At 69.0% G+C, this 17289-nt stretch carries 17 protein-coding genes; 12 read left to right on the top strand and 5 right to left on the bottom strand.

Features of this window, described 5'->3' with window-relative positions:
• The first annotated feature begins 141 nt into the window (after positions 1-141).
• Together ACU5AP_RS02480 and ACU5AP_RS02475 are read left to right on the top strand one after the other, a co-directional pair.
• Entirely contained in the window at positions 142-1302 is a 1161-nt protein-coding gene (locus tag ACU5AP_RS02480) for a DegT/DnrJ/EryC1/StrS family aminotransferase (protein ID WP_128719230.1), read from the top strand.
• 5 nt (positions 1303-1307) lie between these two features.
• Complete coding sequence (locus tag ACU5AP_RS02475) at positions 1308-2240, top strand: Gfo/Idh/MocA family protein (RefSeq protein ID WP_128114678.1); 933 nt, start codon at positions 1308-1310, stop codon at positions 2238-2240.
• A 113-nt stretch (positions 2241-2353) separates the two neighbouring features.
• Here ACU5AP_RS02475 and ACU5AP_RS02470 read toward each other — a convergent pair whose 3' ends face one another.
• Entirely contained in the window at positions 2354-2809 is a 456-nt protein-coding gene (locus ACU5AP_RS02470; RefSeq protein WP_128719231.1) for a MaoC family dehydratase, read from the bottom strand.
• 54 nt (positions 2810-2863) lie between these two features.
• Positions 2864-3838: a threonine ammonia-lyase gene (locus tag ACU5AP_RS02465; RefSeq protein WP_128719232.1), complete on the bottom strand. Its 975-nt coding sequence runs from the start codon at positions 3836-3838 to the stop codon at positions 2864-2866.
• 57 nt (positions 3839-3895) lie between these two features.
• Here ACU5AP_RS02465 and glpK point away from each other — a divergent pair, with 57 nt between their 5' ends.
• From glpK to ACU5AP_RS02445, 4 genes are all read left to right on the top strand, one after another.
• Positions 3896-5395 (top strand): glycerol kinase GlpK, encoded by a 1500-nt coding sequence (glpK, locus tag ACU5AP_RS02460; protein WP_128719233.1) that lies wholly within the window; start codon positions 3896-3898, stop codon positions 5393-5395.
• Positions 5392-6480 carry a phosphotransferase family protein gene (locus ACU5AP_RS02455; RefSeq protein ID WP_128719234.1) on the top strand — a complete coding sequence of 363 codons (1089 nt, stop codon included), beginning with the start codon at positions 5392-5394 and terminating at the stop codon, positions 6478-6480. The genes glpK and ACU5AP_RS02455 overlap by 4 nt, the downstream gene beginning before the upstream one ends.
• A gap of 88 nt (positions 6481-6568) precedes the next feature.
• The gene (locus tag ACU5AP_RS02450; protein ID WP_003166623.1) at positions 6569-7045 is read left to right on the top strand and encodes an Rrf2 family transcriptional regulator; all 477 of its coding nucleotides are present in this window, start codon (positions 6569-6571) and stop codon (positions 7043-7045) included.
• 10 nt (positions 7046-7055) lie between these two features.
• Positions 7056-7862, top strand: coding sequence for an SDR family NAD(P)-dependent oxidoreductase (locus ACU5AP_RS02445; RefSeq protein WP_128719235.1), 807 nt, complete (start codon positions 7056-7058; stop codon positions 7860-7862).
• A gap of 5 nt (positions 7863-7867) precedes the next feature.
• Here ACU5AP_RS02445 and ACU5AP_RS02440 read toward each other — a convergent pair whose 3' ends face one another.
• Entirely contained in the window at positions 7868-8566 is a 699-nt protein-coding gene (locus tag ACU5AP_RS02440) for a MarC family protein (RefSeq protein WP_003166626.1), read from the bottom strand.
• A gap of 98 nt (positions 8567-8664) precedes the next feature.
• Between ACU5AP_RS02440 and pyrF the strand changes: the two genes are divergently transcribed.
• Positions 8665-9387 carry an orotidine-5'-phosphate decarboxylase gene (gene pyrF / locus ACU5AP_RS02435; RefSeq protein WP_046652760.1) on the top strand — a complete coding sequence of 241 codons (723 nt, stop codon included), beginning with the start codon at positions 8665-8667 and terminating at the stop codon, positions 9385-9387.
• Between the two features lie 81 nt (positions 9388-9468).
• Here pyrF and ACU5AP_RS02430 read toward each other — a convergent pair whose 3' ends face one another.
• Positions 9469-10287, bottom strand: coding sequence for a hypothetical protein (locus tag ACU5AP_RS02430; RefSeq protein WP_446680749.1), 819 nt, complete (start codon positions 10285-10287; stop codon positions 9469-9471).
• Between the two features lie 253 nt (positions 10288-10540).
• Positions 10541-10723, bottom strand: coding sequence for a DUF1674 domain-containing protein (locus ACU5AP_RS02425; protein ID WP_095046073.1), 183 nt, complete (start codon positions 10721-10723; stop codon positions 10541-10543).
• 169 nt (positions 10724-10892) lie between these two features.
• Between ACU5AP_RS02425 and htpX the strand changes: the two genes are divergently transcribed.
• The 5 genes from htpX to nusA all read left to right on the top strand — a co-directional run bounded on the left by htpX (position 10893) and on the right by nusA (position 17288).
• Entirely contained in the window at positions 10893-11885 is a 993-nt protein-coding gene (gene htpX / locus ACU5AP_RS02420) for a zinc metalloprotease HtpX (RefSeq protein WP_312054310.1), read from the top strand.
• 173 nt (positions 11886-12058) lie between these two features.
• Complete coding sequence (trmB, locus tag ACU5AP_RS02415) at positions 12059-12790, top strand: tRNA (guanosine(46)-N7)-methyltransferase TrmB (RefSeq protein ID WP_446680748.1); 732 nt, start codon at positions 12059-12061, stop codon at positions 12788-12790.
• A 90-nt stretch (positions 12791-12880) separates the two neighbouring features.
• On the top strand, positions 12881-14788 hold the full coding sequence (locus ACU5AP_RS02410; protein ID WP_446680747.1) for a methyl-accepting chemotaxis protein: 1908 nt from the start codon (positions 12881-12883) through the stop codon (positions 14786-14788).
• Positions 14789-14955: 167 nt separating this feature from the next.
• Positions 14956-15552, top strand: a complete 597-nt coding sequence (rimP, locus tag ACU5AP_RS02405) for a ribosome maturation factor RimP (RefSeq protein WP_003166634.1) — start codon at positions 14956-14958, stop codon at positions 15550-15552.
• On the top strand, positions 15552-17288 hold the full coding sequence (gene nusA, locus ACU5AP_RS02400; RefSeq protein WP_128719240.1) for a transcription termination factor NusA: 1737 nt from the start codon (positions 15552-15554) through the stop codon (positions 17286-17288). The genes rimP and nusA overlap by 1 nt, the downstream gene beginning before the upstream one ends.
• Position 17289: the final 1 nt, after the last annotated feature.

Below are 17289 nucleotides of genomic sequence, written 5' to 3'. Positions count from 1 at the left end.
ACGCGAAGTGACTCCGGGGGGTTTGTTCAGCACCCCGCCGCTTTGCTAGGACGCAGGCTGACACAGACGACCCGCCTTCGCGTCCGCGCCCCGGAAGACGATTCCCCGCTGCGCCGGCCCCATCGAGAGAGCGACATCGCAATGACCATTCCCTTCATCGACCTTCAGGCCCAGCGTCTGCGCCTCGGCGGCAAGATCGAGGCCGCCGTTCAGGAGGCCGTCGTCGGCGGCGCCTGGGTCATGGGCCCGCAGGTGCGCCAGTTCGAGGCCGACCTGGCCGCCTTCGGCAAGGCGAAGCACGCCCTGGGCTGCGCCAACGGCACCGACGCCCTGGCCCTGCCGCTGATGGCCTGGGGGATCGGGCGCGGCGACGCGGTCTTCGTCCCCAGCTTCACCTTCGCCGCCACCGCCGAGGTCGTGCCCTGGTTCGACGCCGAGCCGGTCTTCGTCGACGTGGACCAGAGCACCTACAACATGGACCCGGCGGCGCTGGAGCGCGCCATCGAAGGGATCAAGGCCGAAGGCCGCCTGACCCCGCGCGTGGTCATCGCCGTCGACCTGTTCGGCCAGCCCGCCGACTATCCGGCGATCAAGGCGATCTGCGACAAGCACGGGCTGAAGCTGATCTCGGATTCGGCCCAGGGCTTCGGCTGCACCATCGACGGCGCGCATCCGCTGGAATGGGCCGATGTGACCACCACCAGCTTCTTTCCGGCCAAGCCGCTGGGCTGCTACGGCGACGGCGGGGCGGTGCTGACCAACGACGACGACCTGGCCCAGCTGATGGATTCCATCCGGGTTCACGGCAAGGCGGTGGCGGTGGACCTGAAGGACCGCACCTTCGACCACGACCCCAAATATCTGAACATGCGCATCGGCCTGAACAGCCGTCTGGACACCATCCAGGCCGCCGTCCTGATCGAGAAGCTGAAGGTCTTCGCTGAAGAGATCGAATGGCGCAACGCCGCCGCCGCCCGCTACAACGAAGGCCTCCGTCCCCACGTCGCCAAGGTTCCGGACGTTCCGGCGGGCAATGTCTCCAACTGGGCGCAATATACGGTCGAGCATCCGGACCGCGACGCCCTCGCCGCGCACCTGAAGGAGCAAAGCGTGCCGACGGCGGTCTACTATCCGATCCCGCTGCACCTTCAGCCCGCCTATGAGCACTATCCGCGCGGCGCGGGCGGTCTGCCCGTCACTGAACGATTGAAGGATGTGGTGATCAGCCTGCCGATGCACGCTGATCTGGACGCGGCGACGCAGGACCGCATCATCGCCGCCGTCGCCAGCTTCAAGGCCTGATCCGCATGACCATCCACCAGACCCCCCTCAAGATCGGCGTCGCGGGCGCCGGCGTCATGGGCCGCAACCACGCCCGCGTCCTGGCCGAACTGCGCGACGTCGAACTGACGACCGTCTTTGATCCCGACGCCGTGACGGCCGAGGGCGTGGCCGCCGCCTATGGGGCGACCGCCGTGACGACCGCTGAGGCCTTCGTCGCCGCCGGTCTGGACGCCGCCGTCATCGCCACGCCGAACCGCTATCACGCCGAACTGGGCGTGGCCCTGCTGAACGCGGGCGTCCATGTGCTGGTGGAGAAGCCGATCGCGGCCACTGTGGCCGACGCCCAGGCTATGATCGACGCGGCCAGGGCCAATGACCGCGTGCTGATGGTCGGCCATGTCGAGCGCTTCAACCCGGCGGTCGAGACCGTCAAGCGCGCCATCGACGGCGACGAGATCATCTCCATCCAGATCACCCGCGTCGGCCCCTTCCCGCCGCGCATGGGCGAGGTCGGGGTGGTCATCGATCTGGCCGTGCACGACATCGACATCATCCGCCATCTGACGGGGTCGGAGATGACCGAGGTCCAGTCCCTGCTGGGCCACACCCATGCCTCGCGCGAGGACTCGGCCCTGCTGCAGTTCCGCATGGACAATGGGGTGATCGCCCACATCACCACCAACTGGGTCACGCCCTATAAGACCCGCGTCCTGCAGGTGGCGACCAAGAACCGCTTCATCGTCGCCGATCTGATCACCCGCCAGGTGACGGAATTCTTCGGCCAGCAGCCGGACGGCTCCTATTCGACGCGGATGCTGAACGCTTGGCCCGCCGAGCCGCTCAAGAAGGAGCACGAGGCCTTCATTCACGCCATCCGCACCGGCGAGACGGCGGCGGTCAGCGGCGAGGACGGCCTGCGCAATCTGGAAGTGGCGCTGAGGTGCCTGGGGGAGTGATCGCCTGATACTCCGCTCACCCCGGCGGACGCCGGAGCCCAGTGAGAACTGCAAGCGCGGCGTTTGGGGCCAAAGCACTGGATCCCGGCGTCCGCCGGGATGAGCGGGAGACTCTAGGCCTTCACCACCTGCATCGTCAGCCATTCGGCGATCAGGGCGGGCTTGTCGCCGCCGTCGATCTCGACGGTCAGTTCGTGCTTCAGCAGCCACCGGCCGCCGCCCTTGTCCTCAGCCGACAGCAGTTTGAAGCGGCCGCGCACGCGCGATCCCGACGGCGCCGGGGCGAGGAAGCGCAGGCGGTCGAAGCCGTAGTTCACCCCCATGACCAGATCGTCCAGCGGGGCGATCGCATCCATGCTCATGGCCGAGGCGAGGCTGAGGGTCAGGAATCCGTGCGCGATGGTCCCGCCGAAGGGCGTCGCCTTGGCGCGCTCGGGATCGACGTGGATGAACTGCTCGTCCTCGGTCAGTCCGGCGAAGGCGTCGATGCGCGCCTGATCCAGCGTGAACCAGCGGCTGACGCCGACCTCCTGACCGATCAGGGATTGAAGTTCGCTGGCCTTGGTCATGTGACGCCCTCCCGTTTGCGCCAGCCTTGCGCGGGGAGGGGGCGGAGGCAAGGCCTACCCTTCGAACCGTCCCTCGATGATTTCGCTGAACAGGCCGGGGTCGACGTTGCCGCCCGACAGGACGACGCCCGTGGTCAGACCCTTCGCCTCGACCTTGCCCGCCAGCAGGGCAGCCAGGGACACGGCGCCGCCCGGCTCGATCACCAGCTTCAGCCAGCGGAAGGCGAAACGCATGGCCTCGGCCACCTCGGCGTCGGTGACGGTCGCGGCGCCCGCCAGGCGCCGGTTGATCGGCCAGGTCAGCTCGCCCGGAATGGGCGCCATCAGGGCGTCGCAGATGGAAGGCGACCCTTGCGGATGGGCGGTGCGCCGGCCCGCCTCCAGCGAGCGGCGGGTGTCGTCGAAGGCGTCGGGCTCGACCACGATGACGCGGGTGTCGAGGCTCTGTTCGGCCATGACCAGATTGACCCCGGCGATCAGCCCGCCGCCCGAGGCGCCGCACAGCAGCTGGTCCATCGGCACGCCCGCCTGTTCGAGCATCTCGAGTCCAACAGTGCCTTGGCCCTCGATGATGAAGGGATCGTCGAACGGCGGGACCAGCACCGAGCCGCGCTCGGCCGCGATCTCGGCGCCGATGGCCTCGCGGCTTTCGGTCCAGCGATCGTAGAAGCGGACCTCGCCGCCGAAGGCGCGCACGCCCTCGACCTTCACCGTCGGGCTGTCGGACGGCATGACGATGACGGCGGGCGTGCCGACAGCCTTGGCCGCCGCCGCCACGCCCTGCGCGTGGTTGCCCGAGGAGTAGGCCACGACGCCGCGCGCCTTCTCTTCCTCGGTTAGGCGGCTGACGCGGTTGTAGGCGCCGCGGAACTTGAAGGCGCCCGCGACCTGAAAGGTCTCGGCCTTCATCAGGACGCGCCCGCCGACAGCCTCATTCAGGGCCGGATGCTCGATCAGCGGCGTGCGGACGGCGGCGGGGGCGATCTGGCGGGCGGCGTCGACGACGCCTTGGAAACTGGGCGTATGCATGGCTTCCCTCTTACGTCGCGGCGCAGGCTCTGCATAACTCACATCATGCAAGCAAATATGATCCTCGCCATCGACCAGGGCACGACCTCGACGCGGGCGATCGCGTTTGAGGTCTCGCCCGAGGGGGCCTTTCATGCGGTCGCCGTCAGCCAGATCGAGCTGGCGCAGCACTTCCCGCAGTCGGGCTGGGTCGAGCATGACGCGGCCGAGATCTGGCGCGCGACGCTGCAGACTTGTCGCGAGGTGGTCAGGAAGGCGGGCGGCGTCGGCCGCTTCGCCGCCATCGGCATCACCAATCAGCGCGAGACCTCGGTGATCTGGGACGCGGCGACCGGCGAGCCCCTGCACCGCGCCATCGTCTGGCAGGACCGGCGTACGGCTGAGGCCACGGGCAAGCTGGCGGCGGCAGGGCATGAGGCGATGGTGCAGGCGGCGACGGGCCTGATCCTCGATCCCTATTTCTCGGCCTCGAAATACGCCTGGCTGCTGGACGCCGTGCCTGGCGCGCGCGAACGGGCGGCGCGGGGCGAGGTCAAGCTGGGCACCATCGACGCCTGGCTGATCTGGAAGCTGACGGGCGGAAACAGCCACGCCACCGACGCCACCAACGCCAGCCGCACCAGTCTGATGGACCTGACGACGCGCACATGGCGACAGGATCTGTGCGCCCTGTTCGGCGTGCCGATGCAGGCTCTGCCGGAAATCCGCGACTGCGACGCCCTGTTGGGGAAGGCCGATGCGTCCCTGCTGGGTCGCGCCCTGCCCATTCATGGGTCGGCGGGGGATCAGCACGCGGCGCTGGTCGGACATGGGGCGCTGACGGCGGGGGACGCCAAGATCACCTACGGCACCGGCGCTTTTCTGGTGGCCAATGTCGGGGCGGCGCCGGTGGCCTCGACCTCGCGGCTGCTGGGGACGCTGGGCTATGCGGCGGGCGGCGAGGCGGCCTATGCGCTGGAGGGGTCCATCTTTTCGGCCGGATCGGCGATCCAGTGGCTGCGCGACGGGCTGAAGGTGCTGTCGGACTCGCGCCAGTCCGAGGCGGTGGCCCAGATGTTGAAGGACAACGGCGGGGTCTATCTGGTCCCCGGCTTTACCGGCCTCGGCGCGCCGTGGTGGGAGCCGGAGGCGCGGGGGACCGTCGTCGGCCTGACCCGCGACAGCGGCCCGGCGCACATGGTCCGCGCCGCGCTGGAGAGCCTGGCCTATCAGACCCGCGACCTGCTGGACGCCCTGACGAAGGACGGGGCGCCGCCGCTGAAACGACTCAAGGTCGACGGCGGCGTCACCGCCAACGCCTTCGCCATGCAGTTCATCGCCGACATCTGCGAGGTCGAGGTCGAACGCCCCGCCTTCCAGGAGATGACGGCCATGGGGGCGGCGCGGCTGGCGGCCTATGGCGTCGGCCTGACCGAGGCCCTGTGGACCGCCCCGGCCGAGGCGCCCGCCGTCTGGACCCCGCGCATGGGAGCCGAGGAGCGGGCGCGGCTGCTCAAGGGCTGGCGCGGCGCGGTCAGGGCGGCCATCATCGCCGCCCAGCCGGAGGAGGGGGAATGACCGAGGCCGCGGATTCACAGGCATTGGACGCTCAAACTGCGTTTTCGGGCACGCGCGAGGTGGACGAGCGCCATCGGCTGGACGAGGCGGCGCTGGACGCCTGGCTGGCGGCGAACGTCGAGGGCTACGCTGGGCCGCTGACCATCCGTCAATTCAAGGGCGGCCAGTCCAACCCGACCTATGAGCTGACCACGTCGGGCCGAACCTATGTGCTGCGTCGCAAGCCGCCGGGCGCGCTGCTGGCCAGCGCCCACGCCGTCGACCGGGAGTTCGCCGTCATTTCCGCCCTGCACGCCCAGGGTTTTCCTGTCGCGCGACCCTATACTCTGTGTTCGGACGATGGCGTCATCGGCTCCATCTTCTACGTCATGGAGAAGGTCGAGGGGCGCATCTTCTGGGACTTGAAGCTGCCCGGCCTGACACCGCCGGAGCGCCGCGCGATCTATGACGCCCAGGTCGATACGCTGGCGGCCCTGCACCGACTGGAGCCCGACGCCGTCGGCCTGGCCGACTACGGCAAGTCGGGGAACTATTTCGCCCGCCAGGTGGGGCGCTGGACCAAGCAGTATCGCGCCTCCAAGATCGAACCGATCGGGGCCATGGACCGGCTGATCGCCTTCCTGCCCGACAGCCTGCCGCCCGAGGGGCCGACGCGGATCGTGCATGGGGACTTCCGCCTCGACAATCTGATCCTCGATCCGGCCGAGGCGAAGGTGCGGGCGGTGCTGGACTGGGAGCTGTCGACCCTGGGCGACCCGATGGCGGACTTCTCCTATCTGCTGATCGCCTGGGTGATCCCGGCGACCCTGCGCAACGGCCTGGCCGGGGCCGATCTGAAGGCGCTGGGCATTCCTTCGGTCGAGGAGACGGTCGAACGCTATGCGCAGAAGACCGGGACGGCGGCGCCGACGAACCTGGATTGGCTGTTCGCCTATAATCTGTTCCGGCTGGCGGCCATCTGTCAGGGCATCGCTGGACGGGTGCGCGACGGCACCGCCGCCAGCGCCCATGCGAAGGCCATGGCGGCCCAGGTCGGCCCGCTTTCGGATGCGGCCTGGGGCTTTGCGCGCAGGGCCGGGGCCTAGCGGAGCTATATGGAAACAGTTTTTGTTACGGATAGATTTGTGAAACGCCCTCGGAAGGCCTACCTTCCCATCAGGAGCATGAACCTTGATGTCTGACAGCCAACGTTTTCCCGTCGCCGCCCACGCCCTGGCCTATCTGGCCCACAAGGGCGCCTATGCGGCGACCGAGGCCGAGCCGAGCGCCGTCCTGGCGGCTTCGGTGCCGACCAACCCGGTGGTGATCCGCCGGGTCACGGCCCTGCTGGCCAAGGCGGGCCTGATCGCCACGCGCCCCGGCGCGTCGGGCGGCTCGTGGCTGCTGCGGCGGCCCGAGGATATTCGCCTGGATGAGGTGCTGAAGGCGGTGAACGGCTGCGCCCAACTGGGCTCGCCGCCCGCCGGGGCCAAGGGCTGCCCGGTCGGCGAGCATATTCCGCGCCAGGTGGCCAAGGCCCTGACGGCGGCGGATCAGGCGGCGGGCGCGGCCCTGTCGAAGATCACCATCGCCGACCTGCTGGCCGAAGATTCCGAGGTGCTGCGTCCGTTCGCGCCGCATCCGTGCTGCCCCAACGCCGACGCGGCCTGACGAGGCGTCCTTGGGGGAGGGGCGTCGCACTGTTCTGATCACGGGCGCTTCGGCGGGCATCGGCGCCGCCCTGGCGCGCGTCTGCGCGGCGCGGGGCCATGACCTGATCCTGACCGCCCGGCGCGAAGGGCCGCTTCAGGCCCTGGCTGAGGAGCTGGCCGCCGCCCACGGCGTCGCCGCGACCGTCGTCGTCGCTGATCTGGCCGAGCCCGAGGCGCCTGCGCGCCTGGTCGAGGCGATCGCGGCGCGGGGATTGAGCGTCGACGGCCTGATCAACAATGCGGGCTTCAGCCGCACCACGGGCTTTCTGACGACCGATCCGGACGACCACGCCGCCATGATCCGCGTCATGCTGAGCGCGCCGGTCGAGCTGTCGCGCCTGGTGCTGCCCGGCATGGTCGCGCGCGGCTGGGGCCGGGTGCTGAACGTAGCCTCCCTGGCCGGACAGATGCCGGCGACGGGCGGCGACACGCTTTACGGCCCGATCAAGAGCTTCCTGATCAAGGCGTCGCAGGGGTTGTGGCTGGAGACGCAAGGGACCGGCGTGCACGTCACTGCCCTGTGCCCCGGCTACACCTACACCGAGTTCCACGACGTCAACGGCTCGCGCGATCAGGTCTCGGCCGCCTATCCGAAGTGGATGTGGATGGACGCCGACCGCGTGGCCCGCATCGGCTGGGACGCGGTCGAGGCCAACCGGCCGCGCGTGACGCCGGGCGCAGCCAACAATGTGCTGGCGGCGCTGGGCGGGCTGCTGCCCGACGCCCTGGCGCTGAAGATGGTCGGCGGCCACGCCAAACGGCTGGACCGCCTCTAGAGCTTTTAGTGGCCGCCGGACGGGTAGGGAGTGGTGACGCCCGCGCTGAACATGCCCGGCAGGGCTTCGCCCAGACCCATCAGGATGAACTGGATCGCCAGGGCGCACAGGATCAGGCCCAGCACCCGCACCACGATGGCCATGCCGACGTCGCCCAGCAGGCGGCTGATCGGGCCGGTGGCGGCGAAGCACAGGAAGGTGACGACGCAGGCGGCGACCATGGCGGTCAGCGAGGCGGCCGTGCCCGCTGCGCCCAGCTTCTGGGCCTCGCCCGCCTGGATGATGATGGCCGAGATGGCGCCCGGTCCGATCATCAGGGGAATGGCGAAGGGCACGATCAGACGCTTGAACCGGCGCTTGGCGTAGCCGCGCACGTCCTGGGCGTCGGTCGCGGCGTCGGCGTCGGCGAAGATCTTGAGGAAGTCCTCGCGCGCCATGTCCAGACCCAGCAGCAGCAGCAGGATGCCGCCCGCGATGCGGAAGGCGGCCAGCGAAATGCCGAAGAACTGCAGCAGGCCCAGGCCCGTGAAGAAGAAGAAGCCGAGGAAGACCGCCGCGAAGGCGCAGATCATGGCCGAGACGGTGATGCGCTGGCGCAGAGAGGCGCCCGCCGTCGCCGCCGCGAAGATCGGCACATTGCCGATCGGGTCCAGCAGGGCGAACAGCGCCACGAACAGGTTGACCCCCAGATCGACCGCGTTCATTGCTTGCCCCCGCCTTAGAAAACCCGCCGCGCGACCGCGACCCCTTGTCTCACCTATCGGGGCATCCGCGCGCGCCTGCAAGCCGCCGAGAGCCGGAAATGTCAGCAGACCGTCCCAATCGCCCCTTCGACCCGCGCGTCATCTGCGCCCTGGACGTGCCGACGACCGATGAGGCGCGCGCCCTGGTCGAACGGATCGGCGATGCGGTCGGCTTCTACAAGGTCGGGCTGCAGCTGTTCGCCTCGGACGGCATGGGGCTGGCGCGCGAGCTGAAGGCGTCGGGCGCCCAGGTGTTCCTGGACTGGAAGCTGCACGACATCGGCGCGACGGTGGAGAAGGCGACGGCGGTGCTGGCGAATGCGGGCTGCGACCTGCTGACCGTTCACGCCCGGCCGCAGGTGATGGCGGCGGCGGCGCGCGGCGCGGCGGGATCGGAGCTGAAGATCCTGGGCGTCACCGTCCTGACCAGCTTGACCGACGACGATCTGAAGGCGGACGACCACAGCCTGTCGGCGGCCGAACTGGTCGAGCAGCGGGTGCGTCAGGCGTTGGAGGCCGGTATCCACGGTGTCGTCTCCAGCCCGCATGAGGCGGGCCGCGCGCGTGAAATCGCGGCGGGGGCGGGGCGTGAGGACTTCCTGATCGTGACGCCGGGCGTGCGGCCCGCAGGCGCGGCCATGGACGATCAGGCGCGCGCCGCGACCCCGGCCAGCGCCCTGCAATCGGGGGCGACCCATCTGGTCATCGGCCGTCCGATCACCGCCGTCGCCGATCCGCGCGCGGCGGCCCAGGCGATCACCCAGGAGGTCGCCCTGGTCTGAGGCCTATGGGCTTGATCCGTAAGGGGTCTGCTTCACGTGAAACAAGGAGGGCGGCGTCTGCGGACGCCGCCCTTTTTCGTATCAGCCGCGTTCGCCGCGTTCCTGGCGGTAGGGCCGCTCGGTCAGAGACGGCGGCGCCGGCGGGGCGGGCGGCACGGCGTAATAGCCCTGGTCGAAGTTCACAACCGGCGGAGCGGTTTCGACGCGCGGCGGCTCGACGTAGACGTTGGGGCGGGCCACCTCGACCTGGGCCGGGGCGACGCGCACGTCGGCGGCGGCCACATGGACCGGCGGCGGCGCCACGTGGACGCGGGCCGGTTCGACGTAGACCGGGGCCGGCTGCACATAGACCGGCGGCGATTCCACATAGACGGGCGGTTGCGAGACATAGACCGGCGGCTGGCTGACGTAGACCGGCTCTGAACGGTAGTAGACGGGCTGGGGCGGCGGGCCGCAACGGCCGCAGTCCTGGCCGTATCCGCCCTGATAATAGCCCTGCTGGTAATAGCCGCCGCCGCTGTACTGGCCGCCGTAACCGCCATAGCCGTAGCGCGCCCAGGGGTAGCGGCCGTAGCCGTCGACCGGATAGCCGAAGGGCATGGAGCGGGTGACGCCGGAATAGGCGTAGCCGCCGTGCTGGATCGGCGGCTGCGACGGAGCGATCACGACCGGCGGACGAACTCCGGCGCCGCCGTAGCCGTAACCATAGCCGTAGCTTTCGATCGGGCCGTAGCCGCCCTGCCAGCCGGTGTCGCTGTACCAGGTCTGGGCGCGGGTCTGGATCACGGGACCGCGGGCGTAGCCGGCGGCGGCGTTGTATCGGGCGCCGGCCTGATGAGCCTCGGCCGCTCCGGCGATGAGGATCGCCGCGCCTGCGGCGGCGTAGAATAGAGCCTTCATGGCTGCGCTCCTTGTTTCAGCCGTAAAGGTTAATGCGGATCTGGCCGGAGCGTTCACTATTCTCCCGTCAAGGGAACCGGGAGGCCGCATCGGCGGGAGGCATGAGGCGTCCAGACCGTCTTCGCTCAGGCAGCGAGTCGCTGCGCGGCGAGCGTTGGCGCTCTACCAGCTCGAGCAGCGAACCGCCGCGCGGGGAGCGCTAGCGTCCTAACCAGCTCAAGCAGCGAGCCGCCGCGCGGTGAGCGCTAGCGCCCTAAAAGTCCACTGCTAGACCCTTCTTCTCCCAGTCGCCGAAACGGGTGGGCTCCGGTCCCTTGCGGCCGCCGACCTCGTTCGGAAGCGCGGCGGCCTCCTCGGCGGCGCGGCGTTCGGCCGCCTCCAGCAGGGCGCGGCGGGCGGCCTCGTTCAGGGGGCGCTCGGACGTGGCGTGGGGCACGTCGGCGTTGAAGGCTTCCTCGGGGGAAGGTTCGGTCGGGTGTTCAGTCGGGGGGGTGGGCTGTTCGGTCACAGGTCGCCTGCCTTGAGAGCGGGGATACTGGGGCTCAAATAGACGTTCCGGCTGAACACGCCACCCCTTGAAGTCCGACAGCGCGACCGAAGCCCGTATGAACCATCTGAAGACATTCGCCCTGCTGGCCGTGATGACCGCCCTGTTCATGGGGATCGGCTATCTGATCGGCAAAGGGCCCGGCATGGCGATCGCCCTGGTCGCGGCGGCGGGCATGAACCTGTTTTCCTATTGGAATGCGGACAAGATCGTCCTGAAGATGTACCGCGCCCAGCCGGTGGACGAGACCCACCCCAACGCCGTGGTGCGCGCCTATGTCGCCGATGTGAAGCAGATGGCCGGCGACGCGGGCCTGCCCCTGCCCAACATCACCATCATTCCGAACGATCAGCCGAACGCCTTCGCCACGGGACGCAATCCTCAAAATGCGGCGGTGGCGGCGACGACGGGCCTGCTGGACATGCTGACGCGCGAAGAGATTCGCGGCGTCATGGCGCACGAGCTGGCCCATGTGAAGAACCGCGACACCCTGACCATGACGGTCACGGCGACGGTGGCGGGCGCCATCGCCATGCTGGCCAACTTCGCCCTGTTCTTCGGCGGCGGCGACGACCGCGAGCGGCCGGGCGGCATGATCGGGACCATCGCCCTGATGCTGCTGGCGCCGATGGCGGCGGGTCTGGTGCAGATGGCCATCAGCCGCACTCGCGAATATGAAGCCGATCGCGTCGGCGCCGAGATCGCCGACGACCCTCAGGCCCTGGCCTCGGCCCTGCAGAAGATCGAGGCCTATGCGCGCGGGGCGGTCAACGCCCCGGCCGAGCGCAATCCGGCGACGGCCCATATGTTCATTATCAATCCGCTGAACGGAAAGGGGGCGGACAATCTGTTCTCGACCCACCCGGCCACCGGCAATCGCGTCCGCGCCTTGATGGAACTGGGCGCGAAGATGGGCATGGGCGGGCGCATGCGTCCGACGGCGGCCTTCGTGGCGCCTGCGCCTGTCGCGTCCGCCGCGCCGATCCGGGGAACCAGCGTGCCGACGACCGACGACGCCCCCGCCGCGCCGCCGCGCGGGCCGTGGGGCTGAGGCTTCCGCAAGTATGGGGCTTTGCGTGAGCGGGCTTAAGCCGCTAGAGCGAAATCGGTTCAGTTGGACGAGTGTCCAACTGAACACAGATATTCGCTCCAAGCATAATTCTGGACCATTGTTCTGGGTTCAGTCGATTTCGACTGAACCGAAAATGGTCTAGAGCGCGCGCCATGACCGACGAGACCGATCCCAAACCGTCCGACGCCGACCGCCCTGAATGGGCCAAGGCGCATGGCCCGCTGCGCTCCTTCGGGCGCATCAAGTCGCGGCCGATCAAGGCGAAGCAGGCGGCCCTGTTCGACACCCTGATGCCGCGCATCGCCGTGCCGGACCCGGCCAAGGGGCCGATCGACCCTCAAGCCCTGATGCTCGGCGCGAAAGCGGCGTGGCTGGAGATCGGTTTCGGCGGCGGCGAGCATCTGGCGGCCCAGGCGGCGCGCCATCCCGAGGCGGTGATGATCGGCTGCGAGCCCTTCCTGAACGGCGTCGCCTCGGCTTTGCGTCACGTCGAGGAAGGCGGGCTTCAGAATGTGCGGCTGCACGCCGACGACGCCCGCGCGGTGATGACGGCCCTGCCGGACGCCTCGCTGGACCGGGTGATGATCCTATTCCCCGACCCCTGGCACAAGGCGCGCCACAACAAGCGCCGCTTCCTGCAGGACGAGACGGCGGTGGAGATCGCCCGCCTGCTGAAGCCGGGCGGCCGCGTGCGTTTCGTCACCGACTGGCTGGACTACGCCGACTGGGCGCTGGAGCGGCTGGCGCGTACGCCGGGGCTGGCGCGCCGGGAGACGGGCGCCGACTGGTTCGCCGCGCCCGAAGACCACGTCGTCACCCGCTATGAGGAAAAGAAGCTGGGCGACACCGATCCGATCTTCCTGGAGTTCGAACGCCTGGCCTGAACCTACGGCCTGGACGATTCTACGAACGACGGTTTTCTTTGTGTTTACTCCCGTCCGTCACCTTGGCTTTGACAGTCAGGGGGATGATGTATGGGCGGTTTGACGATCAGCGGGCGGGTGAACCTGCTTTCGGTGCTGGCGGTGGCCGGACTTCTGCTGGTCGCGGGCCTGTCGTTGATGAAGCTTGACGGCGTGCTGCGCGATGAGATCGCGGACCGCACCCAGAAGACCGTCGAGGTGGCCCATAGCGTCGTCGCCCACTATCACGCCCAGGAGCGGCTGGGCGTCATGACCCGCGCCCAGGCTCAGGCCGCCGCCCTGTCGACCCTGCGCGCCCTGCGCTATGGTCAGGACGACTATTTCTGGGTCAACGACATGCAGCCGCGCATGGTGATGCACCCCTTCAGCCCGCAGCTGGAAGGGGAGGATCTGAGCGCCAAGACCGACGCAGACGGCGTCTTCATGTTCCGCGAGATGACCGAGGTCGCCCGGCGCGACGGCGGGGGCTTCGTCAACTATCGCTGGGCCAAGCCGGGCCAGCAGGAGCCTGCGCCCAAGGTGTCCTATGTCCAGGCCTTCAAGCCGTGGGGCTGGGTGATCGGTTCGGGCGTCTATACGGACCAGATCGTCGCCGCTGTGGGGCGTGCGGCCCTGGCTCTGGGCGGGATGGCGCTCGCCGTGGCGGTCGCCGTGGGCGCCGCCGGATGGTTCCTGGGGCGATCGGTGGCGCAGCCGGTGGTGGCCCTGGCCGCGCGGATGAAGCGCCTGGCGGACGGCGACAGGACGACAGCCATTCCGGGCCTGGCGCGGCGTGACGAGATCGGGCGGATGGCCGGCGCCCTTGAGGTGTTCCGCGACGCCGCCATCGCCAACGACCGCCTGGAGGCCGAAGCTGCGGCCCAGCGTCAGGCGGCCGAAGAGGAGCGCATCCGCGTCGAGGCTGAAAAGGCCCAGACGGCCGAGGAGGACCGCATCGCCATCACCGCCCTGGGGCAGGGCCTGAACGCTATGGCGTCGGGCGACCTGACCCATCGCATGACCGTGTCGGTGGCGCCCAAGGCGGAGCAGCTGAAGGCCGACTTCAACGCCGCCATCGCACAGTTGGAAAGCGCCGTGGCGGCGGTCGTGGCCAATGTCGCGGCCATTCGCTCGGGCTCGAACGAGATTTCCCAGGCGTCGGACGACCTGTCGCGCCGCACCGAACAACAGGCGGCCAGCCTGGAAGAGACGGCGGCGGCTCTGGATCAGATCACCGCCACGGTGAACCGGACCGCCGACGGCGCCCGTCAGGCTTCGGGCGTGGCGCATTCGGCGCGCGATGACGCCGAGGGCAGCGGCCAGGTGGTGCGCGACGCCGTGGAGGCCATGAGCCGGATCGAGGCGTCGTCCAACCAGATCGGCGACATCATCGGGGTGATCGACGAGATCGCCTTCCAGACCAACCTTCTGGCGCTGAACGCCGGCGTCGAGGCGGCGCGCGCGGGCGACGCCGGCCGCGGCTTCGCCGTGGTGGCCTCCGAAGTGCGCGCCCTGGCCCAGCGTTCGGCCGAGGCGGCCAAGGAGATCAAGGCTTTGATCTCGGCCTCCAGTCAGCAGGTCGGCGCGGGGGTGGCCCTGGTCGGACAGACGGGCGAGGCCCTGCAGCGCATCGTCGGCCGCGTGGCCGAAATCGACGGCCTGGTCGCGGAGATTTCGGCCTCGGCCCAGGAGCAGGCGACAGGCCTGCAGCAGGTCAACACCGCCGTGAACCAGATGGATCAAGTCACTCAGCAGAATGCTGCGATGGTCGAGGAATCGACGGCCGCCAGCCACTCGCTGGCCCAGGAGGCCGACGTCCTGGCCGCCTCGGTGGCGCGTTTCCGCATCGGAGGGGCTGTCGCGCCCGCGCCATCGTCTGCGCCGGCCTCGGCGCCTCGGACCGTCGCGGTGCTGAAGACCGTCGGTCGCGGCGGCGCCGCTCGGCTGCAAGAGGTCGAGGACGACTGGGAGGAGTTCTGACCGGACGGCCTGATCGTATGGCCTTGATTGTCATGGGGTGACGGCGGGGGCTGACACGGCCCCCGCTTTCGCCTATATGACCGCTCACATCGTTAGACCGACGTCCAACGGCGTCGTATCAAGCGGCGGCCCGGACGGACCGTCGCTTTTGTTTTTGGAGTAGCCGCTTGCGGGCCAAGACCGCCGAAGACCGTGCTCTGCTGGAGCTGATCGACCCCGTGGCCGAGAGCCTGGGGCTGGCGGTCGTGCGCGTGCGCCTGATGGGCGGGACGCTGCGTCGCCGCCTGCAGATCATGGCCGAGCGCCAGACCGACCACGACATCTCGGTCGAGGAGTGCGCCCGTCTGTCGCGCGCCGTGTCCGAGGTGCTGGACGCCGCCGACCCGATCTCGGGCGAATATCTGCTGGAAGTCTCGTCGCCCGGCATCGACCGGCCGCTGACGCGCCTGATCGACTTCGACCTGTTCGAAGGGCTGGAGGCCCGGCTCGAGACCGACCGCATGGTCGAGGGCCGCAAGCGCTTCAAGGGCGTCGTGGCCGGGACCGAGGGCGAGAACATCGCCATCGATCTGGACGGCGAGGACGAGACCGCCCTCATCCCCTTCGCCTGGCTGGCCGACGCCAAGCTGGTGCTGACCGACGAACTGCTGAAACGCGGCGCGGCCCTGCGCGCGGCGCGTGGCGAACCCGAAGACGACGGCCTGCCGGAAGGCGCGCCCGACGCTGAACAATCCAACTCCGACTCCACTAAGGACGACGCCTGATGGCCGTGACCGGAATCTCCGCCAACCGTCTGGAACTGCTCTCCATCGCCGACGCCGTCGCGCGCGAGAAGAACATCGACCGGGAGATCGTCATCGAGGCGATCGAGGAAGCGATCCAGAAGGGCGCCAAGTCGCGCTATGGCGCGCACCACGACATCCGCGCCCAGATCGACCACAAGACCGGCGAGCTGAGCCTGACCCGTCACGTCACCATCGTCGCTGACGACTGGGAGCCGGAAGACGAGCTGGAAGAGTTCAACGACAGCGCCATGGTGCGCCTGCGCGACGCGCTGAAGCGCGACGCCGAGGCCGAGGTCGGCAAGGAATACGTCGAGATCCTGCCGCCGTTCGAGTTCGGCCGCGTCCAGACCCAGATGGCCCGCCAGGTCGTGACCGGAAAGGTCCGCGAGGCCGAGCGCGCCAACCAGTACGAAGAGTTCAAGGATCGCGTCGGCGAGATCGTCAACGGCACGGTCAAGCGCGTCGAATACGGCAACACCATCGTCGACCTGGGCCGTGGCGAAGGCATCATGCGCCGCGACCAGTCGATCCCGCGCGAGGTGTTCAACGTCGGCGACCGCGTCCGTACCTACATCTACGACGTGCGCCCGGAGGCCAAGGGCCCGCAGGTCATGCTGTCGCGCGCCCATCCCGGCTTCATGGCCAAGCTGTTCGCCCAGGAAGTGCCGGAAGTCTACGACGGCGTGATCGAGATCCGCGCCGCCGCCCGCGACGCCGGTTCGCGCGCCAAGATGGCCGTCCTGTCGAACGACAGCTCGATCGACCCCGTCGGCGCCTGCGTCGGCATGCGCGGCTCGCGCGTTCAGGCGGTCGTCGCCGAACTGCAGGGCGAGAAGATCGACATCATCCAGTGGAACGAGGACGAGCCGACCTTCATCGTCAACGCCCTGGCCCCGGCCGAAGTGGCCAAGGTGGTGCTGGACGAAGAAGCCGACCGCGTTGAAGTCGTGGTGCCGGACGAGCAGCTGTCGCTGGCCATCGGCCGTCGCGGCCAGAACGTCCGCCTGGCCTCGCAGCTGACCGGCTGGCAGATCGACATCATCACCGAGTCCCAGGACTCCGAGCGTCGCCAGCGCGAGTTCGCCGAGCGCACCGCCCTGTTCCAGGAAGCCCTGGACGTGGACGAGACGATCGCCCAGCTGCTGGTCACCGAAGGCTTCGCCACGGTCGAGGATCTGGCCTTCGTCGAGGCTTATGAAATCTCCGAGATCGAAGGCTTCGACGAGGACACGGCCGAAGAGCTGCAGACCCGCGCCCGCGAACACCTGGAGCGTCAGGCGGCCGAGCTGGACGCCAAGCGCGTGGCCCTGGGCGTCGAAGACGGCGTTCTGGAAGTGCCGGGCGTGACCGCCGCCATCGCCGTCGCCTTGGGCGAAGGCGGGGTGAAGACGGTCGAGGATCTGGCCGACCTGGCCACCGACGAAATCCGCGGCGGCTATGAAGTGCGCGGCGGCGAGCGCGTGAAGGTTCCGGGCGTGCTGGAAAGCTTCAATCTGAGCCAGGAAGACGCCGAAATGCTGATCTTGCAGGCGCGCGTGGCCGCTGGCTGGATCGACGCTTCGGAACTGCCTCAGCCGGAATACGTCGAGGAAGAAGCTTTCGAGGAAGAGGCCGAAGCCGAGGGCGATGAAGACGCCGTCGCGGCTGACGCTGACGTCGACGCTGATGCAGAGGCCGCTTCCGGCGACCTCGACGATCAGTCCCGCGACATGTGAT

This window comes from Brevundimonas sp. RM1, assembly GCF_052907225.1.
The sequence above is the reverse complement of the archived record's forward strand: the minus strand, read 5'-3'. Positions and strand labels throughout refer to the sequence as shown.

Excerpts from the sequence above, each read along its gene's own strand:
- ACU5AP_RS02480 (WP_128719230.1), top strand. The coding sequence starts at position 142 with ATGACCATTCCCTTCATCGACCTTCAGGCCCAGCGTCTGCGCCTCGGC.
- nusA (WP_128719240.1), top strand. The coding sequence starts at position 15,552 with ATGGCCGTGACCGGAATCTCCGCCAACCGTCTGGAACTGCTCTCCATC.
- ACU5AP_RS02450 (WP_003166623.1), top strand. The coding sequence starts at position 6,569 with ATGTCTGACAGCCAACGTTTTCCCGTCGCCGCCCACGCCCTGGCCTAT.
- htpX (WP_312054310.1), top strand. The coding sequence starts at position 10,893 with ATGAACCATCTGAAGACATTCGCCCTGCTGGCCGTGATGACCGCCCTG.
- ACU5AP_RS02475 (WP_128114678.1), top strand. The coding sequence starts at position 1,308 with ATGACCATCCACCAGACCCCCCTCAAGATCGGCGTCGCGGGCGCCGGC.
- pyrF (WP_046652760.1), top strand. The coding sequence starts at position 8,665 with ATGTCAGCAGACCGTCCCAATCGCCCCTTCGACCCGCGCGTCATCTGC.
- ACU5AP_RS02410 (WP_446680747.1), top strand. The coding sequence starts at position 12,881 with ATGGGCGGTTTGACGATCAGCGGGCGGGTGAACCTGCTTTCGGTGCTG.
- ACU5AP_RS02465 (WP_128719232.1), bottom strand. The coding sequence starts at position 3,838 with ATGCATACGCCCAGTTTCCAAGGCGTCGTCGACGCCGCCCGCCAGATC.
- trmB (WP_446680748.1), top strand. The coding sequence starts at position 12,059 with ATGACCGACGAGACCGATCCCAAACCGTCCGACGCCGACCGCCCTGAA.
- ACU5AP_RS02455 (WP_128719234.1), top strand. The coding sequence starts at position 5,392 with ATGACCGAGGCCGCGGATTCACAGGCATTGGACGCTCAAACTGCGTTT.
- glpK (WP_128719233.1), top strand. The coding sequence starts at position 3,896 with ATGATCCTCGCCATCGACCAGGGCACGACCTCGACGCGGGCGATCGCG.
- ACU5AP_RS02440 (WP_003166626.1), bottom strand. The coding sequence starts at position 8,566 with ATGAACGCGGTCGATCTGGGGGTCAACCTGTTCGTGGCGCTGTTCGCC.
- ACU5AP_RS02470 (WP_128719231.1), bottom strand. The coding sequence starts at position 2,809 with ATGACCAAGGCCAGCGAACTTCAATCCCTGATCGGTCAGGAGGTCGGC.
- ACU5AP_RS02430 (WP_446680749.1), bottom strand. The coding sequence starts at position 10,287 with ATGAAGGCTCTATTCTACGCCGCCGCAGGCGCGGCGATCCTCATCGCC.